General features: G+C 26.0%; 17 protein-coding genes and 3 tRNA genes. 6 read left to right on the top strand and 14 right to left on the bottom strand.

The genetic code is table 11. The annotated features are described in order from the left end of the window. Both AMN83_RS00585 and AMN83_RS00580 read right to left on the bottom strand, forming a co-directional pair. Positions 1 to 282 carry an ETC complex I subunit gene (locus tag AMN83_RS00585; protein ID WP_075503471.1) on the bottom strand — a complete coding sequence of 94 codons (282 nt, stop codon included), beginning with the start codon at positions 280 to 282 and terminating at the stop codon, positions 1 to 3. A 6-nt stretch (positions 283 to 288) separates the two neighbouring features. Further along, a tRNA-Pro gene (locus tag AMN83_RS00580) sits at positions 289 to 365 on the bottom strand. Between the two features lie 94 nt (positions 366 to 459). Here AMN83_RS00580 and AMN83_RS00575 point away from each other — a divergent pair. Genes AMN83_RS00575 through AMN83_RS00565 form a run of 3 tightly spaced genes read left to right on the top strand, consistent with a single transcriptional unit; the run spans position 460 to position 2,684 of the window. Next, on the top strand, positions 460 to 957 hold the full coding sequence (locus AMN83_RS00575; RefSeq protein WP_075503469.1) for a zinc-ribbon domain-containing protein: 498 nt from the start codon (positions 460 to 462) through the stop codon (positions 955 to 957). Positions 958 to 963: 6 nt separating this feature from the next. Further along, positions 964 to 2,145: a Na+/H+ antiporter NhaA gene (nhaA, locus tag AMN83_RS00570; protein WP_075503467.1), complete on the top strand. Its 1,182-nt coding sequence runs from the start codon at positions 964 to 966 to the stop codon at positions 2,143 to 2,145. Next, positions 2,142 to 2,684, top strand: coding sequence for a glutathione peroxidase (locus tag AMN83_RS00565; protein WP_075503465.1), 543 nt, complete (start codon positions 2,142 to 2,144; stop codon positions 2,682 to 2,684). Before nhaA ends, AMN83_RS00565 begins: the two co-directional genes overlap by 4 nt. Here AMN83_RS00565 and AMN83_RS00560 read toward each other — a convergent pair. From AMN83_RS00560 to rarD, 9 genes are read right to left on the bottom strand one after another with little or no spacing between them, the layout of a single operon-like run. Beyond that, positions 2,679 to 3,449: an MBL fold metallo-hydrolase gene (locus AMN83_RS00560; protein WP_075503463.1), complete on the bottom strand. Its 771-nt coding sequence runs from the start codon at positions 3,447 to 3,449 to the stop codon at positions 2,679 to 2,681. The two genes, AMN83_RS00565 and AMN83_RS00560, sit on opposite strands and share 6 nt — an antisense overlap. A 5-nt stretch (positions 3,450 to 3,454) precedes the next feature. Beyond that, complete coding sequence (locus AMN83_RS00555) at positions 3,455 to 4,216, bottom strand: TatD family hydrolase (protein ID WP_075503462.1); 762 nt, start codon at positions 4,214 to 4,216, stop codon at positions 3,455 to 3,457. Beyond that, positions 4,209 to 5,750, bottom strand: coding sequence for a methionine--tRNA ligase (metG, locus tag AMN83_RS00550; RefSeq protein ID WP_075503460.1), 1,542 nt, complete (start codon positions 5,748 to 5,750; stop codon positions 4,209 to 4,211). The genes AMN83_RS00555 and metG overlap by 8 nt, the downstream gene beginning before the upstream one ends. Continuing rightward, entirely contained in the window at positions 5,743 to 6,672 is a 930-nt protein-coding gene (locus tag AMN83_RS00545; protein ID WP_075503458.1) for an nSTAND3 domain-containing NTPase, read from the bottom strand. Before AMN83_RS00545 ends, metG begins: the two co-directional genes overlap by 8 nt. After that, the gene (gene tmk / locus AMN83_RS00540; protein WP_075503457.1) at positions 6,669 to 7,283 is read right to left on the bottom strand and encodes a dTMP kinase; all 615 of its coding nucleotides are present in this window, start codon (positions 7,281 to 7,283) and stop codon (positions 6,669 to 6,671) included. Before tmk ends, AMN83_RS00545 begins: the two co-directional genes overlap by 4 nt. After that, positions 7,276 to 8,427 carry a D-alanyl-D-alanine carboxypeptidase family protein gene (locus AMN83_RS00535; RefSeq protein ID WP_075503455.1) on the bottom strand — a complete coding sequence of 384 codons (1,152 nt, stop codon included), beginning with the start codon at positions 8,425 to 8,427 and terminating at the stop codon, positions 7,276 to 7,278. The genes tmk and AMN83_RS00535 overlap by 8 nt, the downstream gene beginning before the upstream one ends. Next, positions 8,420 to 9,181, bottom strand: a complete 762-nt coding sequence (locus AMN83_RS00530) for an SPOR domain-containing protein (RefSeq protein WP_075503453.1) — start codon at positions 9,179 to 9,181, stop codon at positions 8,420 to 8,422. Before AMN83_RS00530 ends, AMN83_RS00535 begins: the two co-directional genes overlap by 8 nt. Continuing rightward, positions 9,171 to 10,172: a lytic murein transglycosylase gene (locus AMN83_RS00525; protein ID WP_075503451.1), complete on the bottom strand. Its 1,002-nt coding sequence runs from the start codon at positions 10,170 to 10,172 to the stop codon at positions 9,171 to 9,173. The genes AMN83_RS00530 and AMN83_RS00525 overlap by 11 nt, the downstream gene beginning before the upstream one ends. Next, positions 10,159 to 11,037, bottom strand: a complete 879-nt coding sequence (gene rarD, locus AMN83_RS00520) for an EamA family transporter RarD (protein WP_075503449.1) — start codon at positions 11,035 to 11,037, stop codon at positions 10,159 to 10,161. Before rarD ends, AMN83_RS00525 begins: the two co-directional genes overlap by 14 nt. Positions 11,038 to 11,123: 86 nt before the next feature. Here rarD and AMN83_RS00515 point away from each other — a divergent pair. Then, positions 11,124 to 11,213, top strand: a tRNA-Ser gene (locus AMN83_RS00515). On the opposite strand, the gene AMN83_RS00510 is transcribed toward AMN83_RS00515, so the two are convergent. Further along, positions 11,214 to 11,477, bottom strand: a complete 264-nt coding sequence (locus AMN83_RS00510) for a succinate dehydrogenase assembly factor 2 (RefSeq protein ID WP_256998045.1) — start codon at positions 11,475 to 11,477, stop codon at positions 11,214 to 11,216. A 25-nt stretch (positions 11,478 to 11,502) separates the two neighbouring features. On the opposite strand from AMN83_RS00510, the gene recG reads away from it, so the two are divergent. Continuing rightward, positions 11,503 to 13,554, top strand: coding sequence for an ATP-dependent DNA helicase RecG (gene recG / locus AMN83_RS00505; protein WP_075503447.1), 2,052 nt, complete (start codon positions 11,503 to 11,505; stop codon positions 13,552 to 13,554). Here recG and AMN83_RS00500 read toward each other — a convergent pair. After that, positions 13,551 to 14,168 (bottom strand): DUF502 domain-containing protein, encoded by a 618-nt coding sequence (locus tag AMN83_RS00500; protein ID WP_075503445.1) that lies wholly within the window; start codon positions 14,166 to 14,168, stop codon positions 13,551 to 13,553. The two genes, recG and AMN83_RS00500, sit on opposite strands and share 4 nt — an antisense overlap. A gap of 118 nt (positions 14,169 to 14,286) precedes the next feature. On the opposite strand from AMN83_RS00500, the gene AMN83_RS00495 reads away from it, so the two are divergent. Continuing rightward, on the top strand, positions 14,287 to 15,114 hold the full coding sequence (locus tag AMN83_RS00495) for a M48 family metallopeptidase (RefSeq protein ID WP_075503444.1): 828 nt from the start codon (positions 14,287 to 14,289) through the stop codon (positions 15,112 to 15,114). A gap of 10 nt (positions 15,115 to 15,124) precedes the next feature. On the opposite strand, the gene AMN83_RS00490 is transcribed toward AMN83_RS00495, so the two are convergent. After that, positions 15,125 to 15,200, bottom strand: a tRNA-Lys gene (locus tag AMN83_RS00490). Positions 15,201 to 15,219 lie beyond the last annotated feature (19 nt).

Below are 15,219 nucleotides of genomic sequence, written 5' to 3'. Positions count from 1 at the left end.
TTATTTTAAAAAATTATCCGCGTATGATTTCTTCACAGTTTTTCTTTTTCTTGGTTCAATTAACTCAAAATCAATTTTTTTCTTTTTTGCGTAATTGATTGCTAGCTCCTTTGATGAAAATTCTAATTTTAGTTCTGTATAAGTATCAGATGAACTTTCCCAACCCATCAAAGGGTTTTTTGTTGGATCTTTTGTTTTAAATTCTAAAATCCATTTATCACTTTTTGCTAATCCCGATTGCATAGGATTTTTATTTGGAATGTAAATAATAGCTTTTTTCATAAATGATGGTCGGAGTGGCAGGATTCGAACCTGCGACCCTCTGGTCCCAAACCAGATGCGCTACCAGGCTGCGCTACACTCCGATCCGAGTACTAATACAGCAGTTATTGATAATTTCAATGTATAAAGATACCAAAATTAAAAGAAATTTGAATAAAATCTGGTATATAACGAAGCATGATAATTACTTGTCCAAATTGTAACAAGAAATTTAAAATTGATAATTCTTTAATACCAGATGAAGGTAGAGATTTGCAATGTGGATCATGTAATCATGTTTGGTTTTATAATATTCAAGAAAAAAATAATGAAGTACTAGAGTTAAAACAGGAAATTATCAGTGAAGACATTGAAACAAAAGTTGAAAATAATGACGATAAAATAGAAGATAAGCAACAACAAGAAGAAATAAGTAAAACTAAAATAAATAATAAAAATAAAGAAAAAAATTCAGAAAAACAAAAAAATACAACTACACTTAAAAAGACAGAAAATAAGGGAAGTAAGTTTTTTTCTTATTTAATTGTATTTATTGTATCTTTTGTAGCATTAATTATCTTGCTAGATACTCTTAAAACTCCACTAATATATGTTTTTCCAGGATTAGAAATTATACTATTTAACCTTTTTGAAACATTGCAAGATATAAAACTATTTATTATAGACCTAATTTAATTTTTTATGATTAATTATATATCTAAGCCTTTTAGATGGTTTTTTAAATTAGAAGCTGCAAGTGGACTTGTATTGTTGTTTGCTGCAATAATTGCATTATTTATAAGTAATTCTGGGCTAGCAGATTTATATTTTACTACTTTAAATAAGTATTTATTCATAGGTATTAATAATTTTGGATTAAAATTATCAGTATTGCATTGGATCAATGATGCCTTGATGGCAATCTTTTTTTTCTTTGTTACTTTAGAAATTAAAAGAGAATTTTTACAAGGTGAACTTTCTAATATTAAACAAGCTTTATTACCAATAATAGCTGCAGTAGGTGGAATGTTGGTTCCTGCACTGTTTTATGTTTTTATAAATTTAGGTGATAGTGAAACTTTAAATGGATGGGCAATTCCATCAGCTACAGATATTGCTTTTTCTTTAGGAGTTTTATCTTTATTAGGTAAAAGAGTTCCTTTATCATTAAAAGTATTTTTAACCGCTTTAGCTATAATTGATGATTTAGGAGCAATAGTTATTATCGCCCTATTCTACTCTGGAGATTTGAGCATTAAGTATTTAACTTTAATGTTATTAGCGTTTATTGTTTTGTTATTAATTAACAAATTTAACATTAAAAAGTTTCTACCTTACTTGGTTGTAGGACTTTTTCTTTGGGATTTTACACATAACTCAGGAATACACGCAACGATTGCTGGAGTTTTGTTAGCTATGACAATTCCACATAGAAAAAAAGAAAAAGATTTTTCATTATTAATAAAAATTGAACACGCAATTAGTCCATATGTTGCTTTCGGAATAATGCCATTATTTGCATTTGCAAATGCTGGAGTATCTCTTGAAGGTTTATCCTTTGCTTCATTACTAGATAAGGTTCCCCTTGGAATCGTATTAGGACTATTCCTTGGTAAACAACTAGGTGTTTTTTTATTCTCTTACGTTTCTATAAAATTGAAAGTAGCTCAAATGCCAAACGATACAAGTTGGTACAATTTTTATGGTGTAGGAGTTCTTACTGGTATTGGTTTTACAATGAGTTTATTTGTTGGAAATTTAGCTTTTGTAGAAAACATGCAATATATGGATGGTGTAAAAATTGGCGTATTAACTGGATCGTTGTTGTCAACTTTATTTGGTTATTTTTTAATATTACTTACACCAAATAAACCTAATAAATGAGAAAAGTAATATTTTTATTTTCTATAATTATGTTTTTTTTTAAAACTTCAGCAACTGCGAACTATGAAAAAAAAATTTATGATTTTAGTATAGAGAGTATAACTGGTGAGACAATTAATTTTAAAGATTACAAAAATAAAGTTATTTTAATTGTAAATACAGCAAGTTACTGTGGATTTACAAAACAATATGATGAATTACAAGAATTGTGGAATTTATATAAAGGAAAAGGTTTAATTGTTCTTGGTGTTCCATCTAATTCGTTTAATCAAGAAAAAAATAATAATGCTGATATTAAAGAATTTTGTAAAATAAATTTTAATATTAACTTTCCTCTTACAACATTAACTGAGGTTAAAGGCAAAGATGCTCATCAACTTTTTAAATGGGCAAAAGAAAATCATGGTAAGTCCGCAGAACCTAAGTGGAATTTTCATAAAATTTTAATTAACAAAGAAGGTAAAGTTCAAGATACATTCGCATCATTTACAAAACCAACTTCAAAAAAAATAATTAAAGCTATAGAAAATAGCTTATAAATTTATTGTTAATCCGTCATGTGCTGGAATAACATTTTTAGGTATCATTTTTTTAAGCACTTTATAATCTAATACTGGTGATAAGTTTGTAAGAATAGCTTTTTTGGGTTTGAATTTTTTAATTACAGCAAGAGAAGTTTCTAAATTAAAATGTGATGGATGATAATTGTACCATAAGCAATCAATAATTAAATATCGAAGATTTCTAAAATATTTATGATCTTTTTTATAAATTTTACTTACATCACTTATATAAGCTAATTTTTTATTAATTATAAAGCAATTTGATTTTACTTTACCATGTTCAACCAAAATTGATTGAATACAAATTTTTTTATTATTATTTTTTGTAAATATTTTTTTTGGCAGTTTATTAAGTTTTAGTGTTGCAGGATATTCTTTTGAATAACTTTTGAAAATATAAGAAAATGTAGAATTAAGATATTTAGATGTGTATTTATCAGCATAAACATCAAGTTGTTTTCTACTGTTAATATAAAAAGATCTCAAATCATTTATTCCATGAGTTTGATCGCCATGCATATGAGAATACAATACTTTACTTATTTTTTTTATTTTATGTCTTAAAAGTTGTTGTCTTAGATCAGGAGATGTATCTATAAGAATATTTTCATCAGAAGTTTTAATTAGAGCTGAGCATCTTGTTCTATAGTTTTTTTTATTATTAGGATCGCAATTACCAAAGAAACCATCTGGTCTTGGTACACCCATTGAACTACCACATCCTAAAATAATAAATTTCATTAATATTATTTAAAAAAAAGTTTGTTAAAATTATCCGTAGTTTTTTTAACAAGATCTTCTTTGGATAGATTTTTAATCTCAGCTAATTTTGCAGCAGTAAAATCAATGAACGATGGTTCATTTTTTTTACCTCTTTTAGGAACAGGCGCTAAAAAGGGACTGTCAGTTTCAATTAATATATTATCTATTGGAATAGATTTGAAAGTATCTTGTAAATCCAATGAGTTTTTAAAAGTGATGATACCACTAGCTGAAAAGAATGAATTTAAAGTCAGTAGTTTCTCTGAAAATTCTTTAGACCCTGTAAAACAATGCATCAAAATTTTAAGGTTTTCATTTTTATATTCATTTAAAATCTCAAAAGTATCTTTTTCAGCCTCTCTTGAATGAACAATTAATGGAATATTGGTTTTTATGGATGCATCAATATGTTCTCTAAAACTTGCTATCTGCTTATCTTTTTCGCTATTATTGTAATAAAAATCTAACCCAGTTTCTCCAATGCCAATAATTTTTGAATTTTCATTAAGACTTTCAATGATCTGTTTTGAAGTGATAATATCTCTGGAGCTTTCATGAGGATGAATGCCAATAGTGCCATAGATCATCTCATCCTTATTAATTAAATCTTTTACTCTAGAAAAACTTTCAAATGAAGTTGAGATAGTTAGTAATTTTTCTATACCTACTTCTTTTGACCTTTGTATTACGTTAGATAAGTCACTTAATAATGGTTCATGATCTAGATGACAGTGTGAATCAATCATTGTTTTTCTCTATTTTTTTAAAAAGTATTTCTATTTTATTAATTTTATTACCTTTTGTTAGATACTCATTATTAGAAACTGAACTTAATTTTATATTTTTTTCTTCAATGTCAAAAATCTTTAATGCCTTTAAAGAAGATTCAGGAATAATTGGATATAGTAAAAAACTTATTTTTCTTACAATTTCTAAAGTAGTGTAAACAATAGTGTTTAATCTAATTATATCGTCTTTCTTTTTCCATGGTTCTTGGTCATTAAAATATTTGTTAGCCTCAAATAGTGAATTTACAATATAATCAATGTAAAAATTAATATTTTGATTGTCAATTTTTAATCTGATGTTATCTAAATTATCTTTATACTTATTTAGTATTAATAAATCCTCATCATTAAATTTAACTTCTAATGGAATTTTTCCATTACAATTTTTTATTGCAAATGCAGTTACACGCTGACATAAATTTCCAAAATTGTTAGCTAGATCACTATTAATACAATCTTCTAGTCTTTCTTTAGATATATTTCCATCATTGCCAAAAGAAACTTCTTTAATTAAATAGTATCTTAAAGGATCTAGACCATACTCTTTAATTATTTCAAGTGGATCAAGAATATTTCCTTTAGATTTAGACATTTTTTCTTCACCTGATAATATCCATCCATGTCCGTATACTCTATTTGGTAAATCAATTTTTGCTGCTAATAAAAAAGCAGGCCAATAAACAGCATGAAATCTAAGTATATCTTTTCCGATTAAATGTATTGAGGCTGGCCAAAATTTTTTAAACAAATCATCATCTTTATTTGGATATTTTAATGCACTTAAATAATTTGTTAAAGCATCGAGCCAAACATATATCACATGTTTTTTATTATTTGGAACAGGTATACCCCATGAAAAACTTTTTCTACTTACAGAAAGGTCTTTTAGACCACTTTTTACAAAACTAATAACTTCATTTTTCCTAGATTGTGGAGCAATAAAATCTGGATTAGCTTCATAATAGTCTAATAGTGGTTTTTCCCATTTTGAAAGTCTAAAAAAATAAGATTCTTCCTCAATCCATTCAACAGGAGATTTTGAGGATATTGCAATTTTTTTTCCTTCTACTTCTTCAATTTCGTCCTCGTTATAAAAAGCTTCATCTGATACTGAATACCATCCAGAATAATTTGATAAGTATATATCATCATTTTTCTCAAGTTCATTCCAAAGATGCTGAACTGTATTCTTGTGTCTAGTTTCTGTAGTTCTAATAAAATCTGTATTTGATAAGTTTAAAGTATCTGAAAGATCTCTAAAGGTCTGACTAATTTGATCACAAAATATTTGAGGCTCCTTCCCTGCTTTTTCTGCAGATCTTTGAATTTTTAAACCGTGTTCATCAGTACCTGTAAGAAAATGAACTTGATAATCATCAATTATTTTAAATCTTGCGAAAAAATCTGCGATAATGCTTGAATATGCATGACCCATATGAGGCTTAGCTGAGGGGTAGTATATAGGTGTGGTAATATAAAAAGTTTTATCCATTTAGTATTTTATCCTCAAATTCCATAAACAAAGTTTCCTCATCTAAATTATAAATTTTAGTATTATTAATTTTTTCTAAAAAATAATGATATGACTTTAGTAAACTAATATTTTTACTAGATATATTATCTCTAAAATAAAGTTCAATAAAAGAATAAATGATTTCAGTTATAGATTTATCTTTTTTATAAATTTTATCTTTTATTATAGTTTTGAGAGTTGTATTTAAATCAATATTAGCAAGGTCTAAATTATATTCTTGAGATAACTTAATTAATTTAAATAATTTTCCAGGAGTAGCATAATAATCAAATAATTTATCATTGATGATAGTATTTATGTCATCGTTAAGCAATTGATTAACAATTCTAATAGACTGATCTTTTGTTAAAAAAACTTTGAAATTCAAACACCTGGATTTAAGAGTTGGTAGCACTCTTTTATTGTTATTAATCAAAATAAAATTTATATTTTCATTAGGTTCTTCTAAAATTTTTAACAGAGCATTAATAGAATTTAAGTTTAATAATTCAATATTATCAATTAAAACAAATCTCTTTTTATTATTAAATGAGGATTTGTTTAGATTTATTATCAATTCCCTAATTTGATTTATATCAATATTTTTTTTTTCTTCTAAGACATCAATTAAGTAAAAATTTGGATTAGATTTATTTAGCATAAGTTTGTATGACCTATTATCTGGATTAATTTTATTATTTTCAAAGTCATAAGGATGTTCTTCATTTTCCGATAATACAAAATTAATTAAATGATATGCTAGTGTTGATTTTCCAATACCTTTTTCACCAGATAAAATAATTTTATTAGGCAAAGTATTGTTTTTAGATAATTGATATAATTGATTAAAAATTTCTTTGTGCTCAAATAAATTTATTTGAGTTAGGGGGTTTAAATTCATTTAATTAATTTTTTAACTTGATTTATTATTAAATCTTCATTTTTTTTTATATCTAAATTAGAATCAATTATTTTGTATGATTTTTTATTCGATTTAGCTAATTTAAAAAAACCTTTTTGAACTTTATTATAAAAATTCATATCAAACTGATCATATCGATTGAGAGATTTTCTATTTTTTAATCTTTGTAATAGATTTTTTTTATTTACAACATTTAGAAAAGTAAAATTGACTTTAATGTTTTTTAACAGAAATTTATTTATAATGTTTATAATATTTAAATCAACACCCATACCATAATGCTGATATGCAATAGTTGAGTCTGTGAATCTATCAATCAAAATAATTTTTTTTTTGTATGATTTTTTTATAAGATTTATATTTTCACTACGCGCTGCTAAATATAAAAGTAAATCAGTATATATGTTAAAATTAGATTTTTTATTTAAAATTAATCTCCTTATTTTTTCAGAATTAAGACTTCCACCTGGTTCTCTTATCTTTATATAATTAATTTTCTTTTTATCTAAATATTTAGATACTTTATTTATATGATGACTTTTGCCACTACCCTCTATACCCTCAAAAACAATGATGGGTTTTTTAGACATCACCCCAAATTAAATAATTTATTGATTTTATTAATCTTGAAAAAAAATTAACTTTTTTAATTTCTTTTGATGAAAGTAAATCATACTCGCCAACAAGTTCTTGATCATAAACAACTCTTAGAGTGGCTATTTTTTGATCTTTCTTAATTGGTGCTTCGACTGGGCCTTCATACTTAACAGCAACTTTTAAAAGTTTTTTTTTCGCTTTTTTGATTGTTTTATAAATATCTTCCTTTGTATATGCTTCGACACTATTCTCTTTTCCTAACCAAACATCAATTTTGTATAATGGTTTATTGGCTTTAGCTATTTCTACAAGATCATAGTTGGTAAGACCAAATGTAAGTAATTTTGTACTTTCTTTGGATCTAGAATTTTTTGAATTAAAACCGCTTCCTACTGCAATCAATCTTCTTCCATTTCTATCTATTGATGATGCTAAAGAATATTTTTCAACAGCTAAATAACCAGTTTTTATTCCATCTGCTCCAAGATTTTTATAAAGCAAAGGATTTCTATTTCCTTGTGTTATTGGATCACCCCCTGTTCTATCCCAAGTAAATTCTTTTTCAGCAAACATTTTGTAAAATTCAGGATGTTCTTTAATTAAATATCTAGACATTTTTAAAATATCTCTAACAGTTGAGTAATTATCGGGATCATTTATTCCTGATGAATTAGAAAAGTTTGTATTATCCATCTCTAATTCTTTTGCTTTAGCAGTCATTAAAATTGCAAATTCTTCCTCAGTGCCTGCTATACCTTCAGCTAACGCGATACATGCATCATTACCAGAAGCAACTATAATACCTCTTAATAAATTTTCTACTGAGACTTGATCACCTACCATTATAAACATCGATGAATATCCAGATGTAGATAATCTCCAAGCTCTCTCAGATATTATAAATTTTTCGTCTAAACTAAGATCGCCTGATTTTATAAGATCAAAAGCAATAATTGCTGTCATTATTTTTGTCATAGATGCAGGATAAATTGATATATCTGGTTCTTTTTCATAGAGAATTTCTCCAGAATGATAATCTTGTAATATTGCAGTTCTTGCCTTTACGTCAAAATTAGCTTTTGAAACATTTACTAATGTAAAACAAAAAAAAATTACAATTAATACTATTCTAAACATCTTTTAATATCTCTATATTTTCAAAATTTAATACTTTTATTTCATTAAATGATTTTTCTAGTTTTTTTATATCATTAAATGGACCCAATAATACCCTATATTTATTTTTAGATAATTTCTTAATTACAGATTTTTTTATATTTGTCTCATCTTTTATCCTATCAACCATATTTTCCGCCGAGTCTCTGTAATAAAAATCTGCAATCTTTATTGAATATAAAAATTTATGTTTTTTTATTTTAACTTCATTATTCTTTTCTTTACCCAGATTGTCTATGGTAATTCCGTCAACAGGAGCTTTCTCAGCTACACTTTTCTCTTCATCAAAAGTCTTTGCCTTTTTAGCTACAAATGTTGAACTTTTTGAGATTAAAACAAGATCGATATAAGGTTCTTTAGGGTCAAGTGATAACTCCTCAGCAATACGTTTTGTTATTACAGAGTTGTAAAAAGATGAGAATTTAACATTATTTGAGATCACTTCAGCTATAATTGACTTATCATTTACAGGATTTGTAATTTTAACAAATGAATTTTTTTTTATTTTATTATGAAAAATTAAAAGAGATCTATTATCAATTTTTTTAGATATTTTTTTTTCTTTTTTTAATTCGTTATCATATATTAAAGCAAATCCAGTATTACTATACTTTTGATCGCTAATATAAACTAAGTTTTTATTATTATGATCAAATTGATTACATGCAGATAAAATAAATATAGAAATAATTAATAAGAGTTTTTTAAAGTTCATTTTTAAATTTATCTTTCAATGTACAAACAGCCAAAGCAAATCGTAATGATCTGTTCCATTTTAAAATTATTTCATAGTTATCAAATACAATATAAGCTGGATTTAAAGTTTCAGCATCAGGTATGATATCTTTATCTGGAGTTATAATGGCTACCTTTAAAGAGTTGTACATGTTGTCTATTTGATCATCGTTTTTTATAAATTTTCGAAAATATTTTAATTTTTTTTTATCATGAAGTTTTTTTGCAGAAATGTTTAAATATTTTTTTGGAATATCTTCAGATAAATCTATTCTATAAAAACAAGGATTTTCACTTTTCCAGCCTATTTGATTCAAATAATTAGATGCAGAAGCATAAGCATCACTATTATTTTTTAAATCAATATATCCGTCGTCATCATGGTCAATAGCATAATTTTTCATTGTTGATGGCATAAATTGAAAAAAACCAAAAGCACCTGCCCAAGATCCATATAAAGTTTTGTAATCTATTTGTTCATTTTCTATTAATCGCAAAAGTATTAATAATTCATTTGTAAAAAATTCTGATCTTCTTTTATCAAAACTCAAAGTTGCCAAAGAGGATAAAATATCCATTTTACCAACATACGTTCCAAAATTAGTTTCTATTCCCATTAAAGCTAATAGCAGCTCCCTTTCTATATTAAATTCATTCTCAACAGAATTTATTAACGTTGAATTTTTTTTATAGAATTTTTTTCCTAAAGATACTTTTTTTGAAGATGTTCTTTTCGAAATATAAGTTTTAGTATCTTCATAAAATTCAGGTTGATACCTGTCATATTTTATTACATCTGATAAAAATTTAGTATCGGACATAACTCTATCAAACGTTTTTTCCGAAATATTATTTTCTAAAGCTATTTTTTTAAAATTTAATTTCCAATTTTCAAATTCTTTATTGATATCAGCAAATGAGAAATTAATAGAAATAAAAATAAAAAATAAAAAAAAATTAATTAGTTTCATGCAAATCCTTCAAATATATAATTACAGCAATCCAAATAAAAATAAAACTAACTAATTTTGTTATTGAAAAAGGCTCGTTGTAATAAAAATAACCCAATAAAAACTGAAAAGTAGGGGTAATATAAAATATCATGCCTGTCGGTCCTAAACCACAGAGCTCAACTCCCCTAACATATAAAAATAAAGGTATAACGGTCATAGGTCCAGCAAGATAAATAAATAGCATCATAGAAGGATCAGATAATTGAAAATCATTGTATCCTTTGCTTGCTATCAAATAAAAAGCTAACAGTGCAAATGGTAATATAAATAAACTCTCTATAAGAAGGCCTACATCAGTGTCAACATTAATTTTTTTTCTAACTAAATTGTAAAACCCCCAACTTAAAGCAACAATTAAACCAACCCAAGGCAATGATTTAATACTTACAATTATTAAAAAAAGGATAGATAGAATAACCAACAAGATTGAAAAGACTCTTTTTTTATTTAGTTTCTCTTTAAAAAAAAGATAACCGAGCATTACGCTTAAAATGGGCATAATAAAATATCCAAAACTTGCATCAATAATTCTATTTGTTGCTATAGCATATATCCATACACCCCAATTTATAAAAATCAAAAAACCTGAGATAAATAAATAAAATAAATTTGATTTATTTTTTACAATTTGAAAAAAAATATTCCATTTAGAGAAAAAAAAAGTAGTCAAAATTAAAGTAAACGCTGTCCATAAACATCTATGAACTACTAATTCAATATGGCCAATATAAGCAATATATTTAAAATAAATTACACCAAAAAACCCCCACCAAAAAGATCCAAACCCAGCAAGTAATAAGCCCTTGTTAAATTCTTTATTCATAGGAAACCATGATACTTGTAATTAATAAGTTTATTAGACTATTTTATGGTTGAATTAAATAATTATAATTATAAAACCTTGCTCACGGAGAGATGGCTGAGCGGTTGAAAGCACCGGTCTTGAAAACCGGCAAAGGGGCAACTCTTTCCTGGGTTCGAATCCCAGTCTCTCCGCCATCATTTTTGTGTATAGTCAAAATTTTTATATAAGAAATTAATGTTGTTATTTTCAAATTCAAAATCGGTTTTAAAACCATTATAAAAATTATACAAATTAGTGTCATCAATGTTCAGTAGTTTTTCTAAATCAAGAAGATCATTTTCATTTAAATTATTTATATATTTTTTTGTAAATGCACTCAAAAGATTATCCATTTCTTTTGTGCCTCTATAATTAGATCGGTAAATAATTTTTTTTTTTAATTCATCTATGTTGATCATAATAATTAGAATATATTAGTTGTTAATGAATAATAAAACAAATTATGAATATTTATTGTCAGATTTAAGTTCTTTAAAAGGTGTGGGAACTAAAACAAAAAATTTATTAAAGAAGAAAAATATTAATAATTTGTTTGATTTACTTTGGAAACTTCCAAAATCTTATACAGATAGAAGCTTGTCATCAAAAATAAAAGATTTAAAAATTGGTGAAATACAAACAGTTACTATAATTCCACAAAAGTATAATTTCCCAAGAATAAGGAAATTACCCAATAGAGTTTTATGTAGTGATGAAACTGGTGAAATAGATTGTATTTTTTTTAATAGTTATGAAGGTTACATTAAAAAAATCCTACCCTTGGGCAAACAAATTACGGTTAGTGGTAAAATAGGTCATTTTAGGAATAAATACCAAATTACAAATCCAAAATATGTTTCTGAGGATTCCTCTTTAATCAAACAAACTCATAATAAATATTCGTTAACTGAAGGTATTTCTGAAAAAATATATAATAAAATCTTAAATCAAATAATAAATAATTTGCCAGTTTTTAATGAATGGCACTCTAAAAGTATTTTATCTAAATTTAAAAATATAAGTTGGAATAGCTCAATTAAAGAACTGCACAAACCTGAAAATATTGGAAATTATAAATCTAACTTCTATCAAAGACTTGCTTTTGATGAAATATTTTCAACATTTCTTGTTAATTCTGAAATAAGAAAAAAAATAAGAAAAATTAAAAAAAAAAATAAAGTTATTAATTTAAATAAACAAAATTCTATAATAGACAGATTGGATTTTTCTCTTACAGGTGATCAACAAAAATCACTTAACGAAATAAACAAAGACTTGAGTTCGTCAAATAAAATGTTTAGACTTTTGCAAGGAGACGTTGGTAGTGGAAAAACAATAGTATCTCTTTTAGCGGCAATAAATAGCATAAATTCTGGTTTCCAGGTTGCTTTTATGGCTCCTACAGAAATTCTAGCAAGACAACATTTTATACTTGCAAAAAAAATATTTCCTAAAAATATAAATATAGATCTTATTTCTGGAAAATCTGAATATAAATTAAAAAAAGAAATTCATAAAAAATTAGAAAATAATAAAATTGATATTATTTTTGGAACACATGCAATATTTCAAAAAAAAGTAATTTTTAAAAAATTAGGATTAATAATTATAGATGAACAACATAAGTTTGGAGTTAGTCAAAGAAAAAGATTGTCAGATAAAGGTGGACCAAATTGTGACGTATTATTAATGACAGCAACACCTATACCTAGAACTCTAACAATGACAATTTATGGTGATATGGATATTTCAATAATTAGAGAAAAACCTAAAAATAGAAAACCAATTAAAACATATAGTAAATTAGAGATTAAAATTGAAGATGTTTTAAAATTTATAAAAAAGGAAATTAATGTAGGAAATCAAATTTTTTGGGTTTGTCCATTAATTGAGGAGTCTAAAAAATTGGATCATTCATCAGCTGTAAAAAAGTATGAATATTTAGAAAAAAAGTTTCCAAATCAAGTATGTTTACTCCATGGCAAAACTGATGTGGATGAAAAAAATGAAATACTAAATAATTTTTTAAATAATAAATTTAAGATTTTGGTTTCTACAACGATTATTGAGGTTGGGATAGATTTTCCGAATGCAAACACGATTGTAATTGAAAATGCTAACAAATTTGGTTTATCTCAACTTCATCAATTAAGAGGTAGAGTTGGTCGTGGTGATAAAGACTCTACATGTATATTAATGTTTAAATCTAATCTGAGCGAAAACGCAAAAAAAAGAATAAAAATTTTAAAAGACACTAATGATGGTTTTTTAATATCTGAAGAAGATATGAAATTACGAGGGTTTGGGGATGTTTTGGGATTTAAGCAAAGTGGTGTAAAAAATTTTAAGTTAGCAGATCCAATTCAGAATAGTGATCTTTTCTTATTAGCTGAAAAGGAAATGCGTAGAATAGAAAAATCAAATGAAGATATAAGTAAATTCAAACCTTTGATAAAATTGTACGATAGAGCTGATATAATAAATGATATTGCCTAAGTTTTTTTAGTAGAAGTTCCTGCTGAAACTATAAATTTAGATGCTTCTTCAAAAGACATGTTTAAATAAATAACATCCTCTATTGGGAACATTAATAAAAAACCACTAGTAGGATTTGGAGTCGTTGGAACAAAAACATTAATCAAATTCTTACCAGTTTTTTGAGCCATCTCACCTTTATTTTCTTTTGTAGCAAAACCAACTGCCCAAACTCCTTTTCTCGGGTATTCAATTAAAACTACGCTTCTTTTTCCATCATCTTTTTTAGAAAAGGTTTCAGTCATTTGAACAATTGCTGAATAAACCGTTCTTAAAAATGGAATTCTTTTAAATAAATCATCAATTAATTTAAGAATTCTTCTTCCAAAAAATGACAATGAAAGTCCGCCTACAATAGTTATAAGTAAAATTGAAATAACAATTTCAACACCAGGTATATTAAAAGGTAAGTAGCTATTAGGATTTATATTTTTTGGTATTAAATTAGAGGAGATACCAATTAAAACCTTTGTAAGATATAAGGTAAAACCAATTGGTATTAAAACAACTACTCCAGCAATAAAGTAATTTCTCAATGTTAATGAAAAAGATTTTTTTGACCCTTTTTTAGACATATTTTCAATTAACTATAACTAGCATAGACAACAAAAACAATTGCAATGATAAATAATACAATTAAAATTTTGTTATTAAGATTCATGTTTAAATTATTATTATCAATTTTAGTTACTTATGGATAGAAGAAAATTTTTGACTTATGTTGGCTGTGGTTGTGGAAGTCTTCTTTTCCACTCTTGCTCTACTGCACCAATAACTGACAGAAAACAATTAAAAATTATACCTGAAGCAAAATTAAATGCTCAAGCTGCGCAAATTTATGAAAAAGTCAAAGAAAAAGAAAAGATGAGTGATGATACAAAAACATTAAATGAAATCAAAGAAATTGGAAAAAGAATGGAAGATTCGATTAGCGAATATTTTTATAGAGCAAATTTAAATGATCCAACAGCAAATTTTGATTGGGAATATATTTTAATTGACAATAAAAAAGTTAGGAATGCATGGTGCATGCCTGGAGGTAAAATTGCTGTTTATACAGGTATACTTGATGTAACAAAAAATAAAAATGGTTTAGCAGCAATTATGGGTCATGAAGTTGCTCATGCAGTAGCAAAACATTCTGTTGAAAGAGCAAGTCGAGGAGTGTTGCTAAATACAGGAGCAAGAATAATTGATATAGCTAGTGGTGGTGTATTATCAGATATTAATAGAACTACTGGAATGGATACAGTAGGATTATTAGCTCAGCTCGGAATAATGAATCCATTTAACAGAAAACAGGAGAGTGAAGCTGATTATTTAGGAATGATTTTTTCTTCTTTATCTGGTTATGATATTAGAGAGACAGTAAAAATCTGGGAAAGAATGAAAGAAGCAAATAAGGGTAAAGAACCACCAGAATTTATGAGCACCCATCCATCTTCTGATACTCGTATTAAGAAATTAAATGAATGGATGAATGAAGTAATTTTAGATTATCCACCTATCAATCTAACCTAGTTGAATTAAGTGGTGAGCCCTGATGGACTCGAACCATCGACCCATTCCTTAAAAGGGAATTGCTCTACCAACTGAGCTAAGGGCCCCCAAATTATTCAAATTGAA

This window comes from Candidatus Pelagibacter communis, from assembly GCF_001180025.1.
Taxonomy (GTDB): Bacteria; Pseudomonadota; Alphaproteobacteria; order Pelagibacterales; family Pelagibacteraceae; genus Pelagibacter; species Pelagibacter ubique_A.
This window is presented reverse-complemented; position numbering and strand designations above follow the sequence as displayed.

Bases quoted from the DNA above. Each gene is read 5' to 3' on its own strand.
- AMN83_RS00585 (WP_075503471.1), bottom strand. From the start codon at position 282: ATGAAAAAAGCTATTATTTACATTCCAAATAAAAATCCTATGCAATCG.
- AMN83_RS00575 (WP_075503469.1), top strand. From the start codon at position 460: ATGATAATTACTTGTCCAAATTGTAACAAGAAATTTAAAATTGATAAT.
- nhaA (WP_075503467.1), top strand. From the start codon at position 964: ATGATTAATTATATATCTAAGCCTTTTAGATGGTTTTTTAAATTAGAA.
- AMN83_RS00565 (WP_075503465.1), top strand. From the start codon at position 2,142: ATGAGAAAAGTAATATTTTTATTTTCTATAATTATGTTTTTTTTTAAA.
- AMN83_RS00560 (WP_075503463.1), bottom strand. From the start codon at position 3,449: ATGAAATTTATTATTTTAGGATGTGGTAGTTCAATGGGTGTACCAAGA.
- AMN83_RS00555 (WP_075503462.1), bottom strand. From the start codon at position 4,216: ATGATTGATTCACACTGTCATCTAGATCATGAACCATTATTAAGTGAC.
- metG (WP_075503460.1), bottom strand. From the start codon at position 5,750: ATGGATAAAACTTTTTATATTACCACACCTATATACTACCCCTCAGCT.
- AMN83_RS00545 (WP_075503458.1), bottom strand. From the start codon at position 6,672: ATGAATTTAAACCCCCTAACTCAAATAAATTTATTTGAGCACAAAGAA.
- tmk (WP_075503457.1), bottom strand. From the start codon at position 7,283: ATGTCTAAAAAACCCATCATTGTTTTTGAGGGTATAGAGGGTAGTGGC.
- AMN83_RS00535 (WP_075503455.1), bottom strand. From the start codon at position 8,427: ATGTTTAGAATAGTATTAATTGTAATTTTTTTTTGTTTTACATTAGTA.
- AMN83_RS00530 (WP_075503453.1), bottom strand. From the start codon at position 9,181: ATGAACTTTAAAAAACTCTTATTAATTATTTCTATATTTATTTTATCT.
- AMN83_RS00525 (WP_075503451.1), bottom strand. From the start codon at position 10,172: ATGAAACTAATTAATTTTTTTTTATTTTTTATTTTTATTTCTATTAAT.
- rarD (WP_075503449.1), bottom strand. From the start codon at position 11,037: ATGAATAAAGAATTTAACAAGGGCTTATTACTTGCTGGGTTTGGATCT.
- AMN83_RS00510 (WP_256998045.1), bottom strand. From the start codon at position 11,477: ATGATCAACATAGATGAATTAAAAAAAAAAATTATTTACCGATCTAAT.
- recG (WP_075503447.1), top strand. From the start codon at position 11,503: ATGAATAATAAAACAAATTATGAATATTTATTGTCAGATTTAAGTTCT.
- AMN83_RS00500 (WP_075503445.1), bottom strand. From the start codon at position 14,168: ATGTCTAAAAAAGGGTCAAAAAAATCTTTTTCATTAACATTGAGAAAT.
- AMN83_RS00495 (WP_075503444.1), top strand. From the start codon at position 14,287: ATGGATAGAAGAAAATTTTTGACTTATGTTGGCTGTGGTTGTGGAAGT.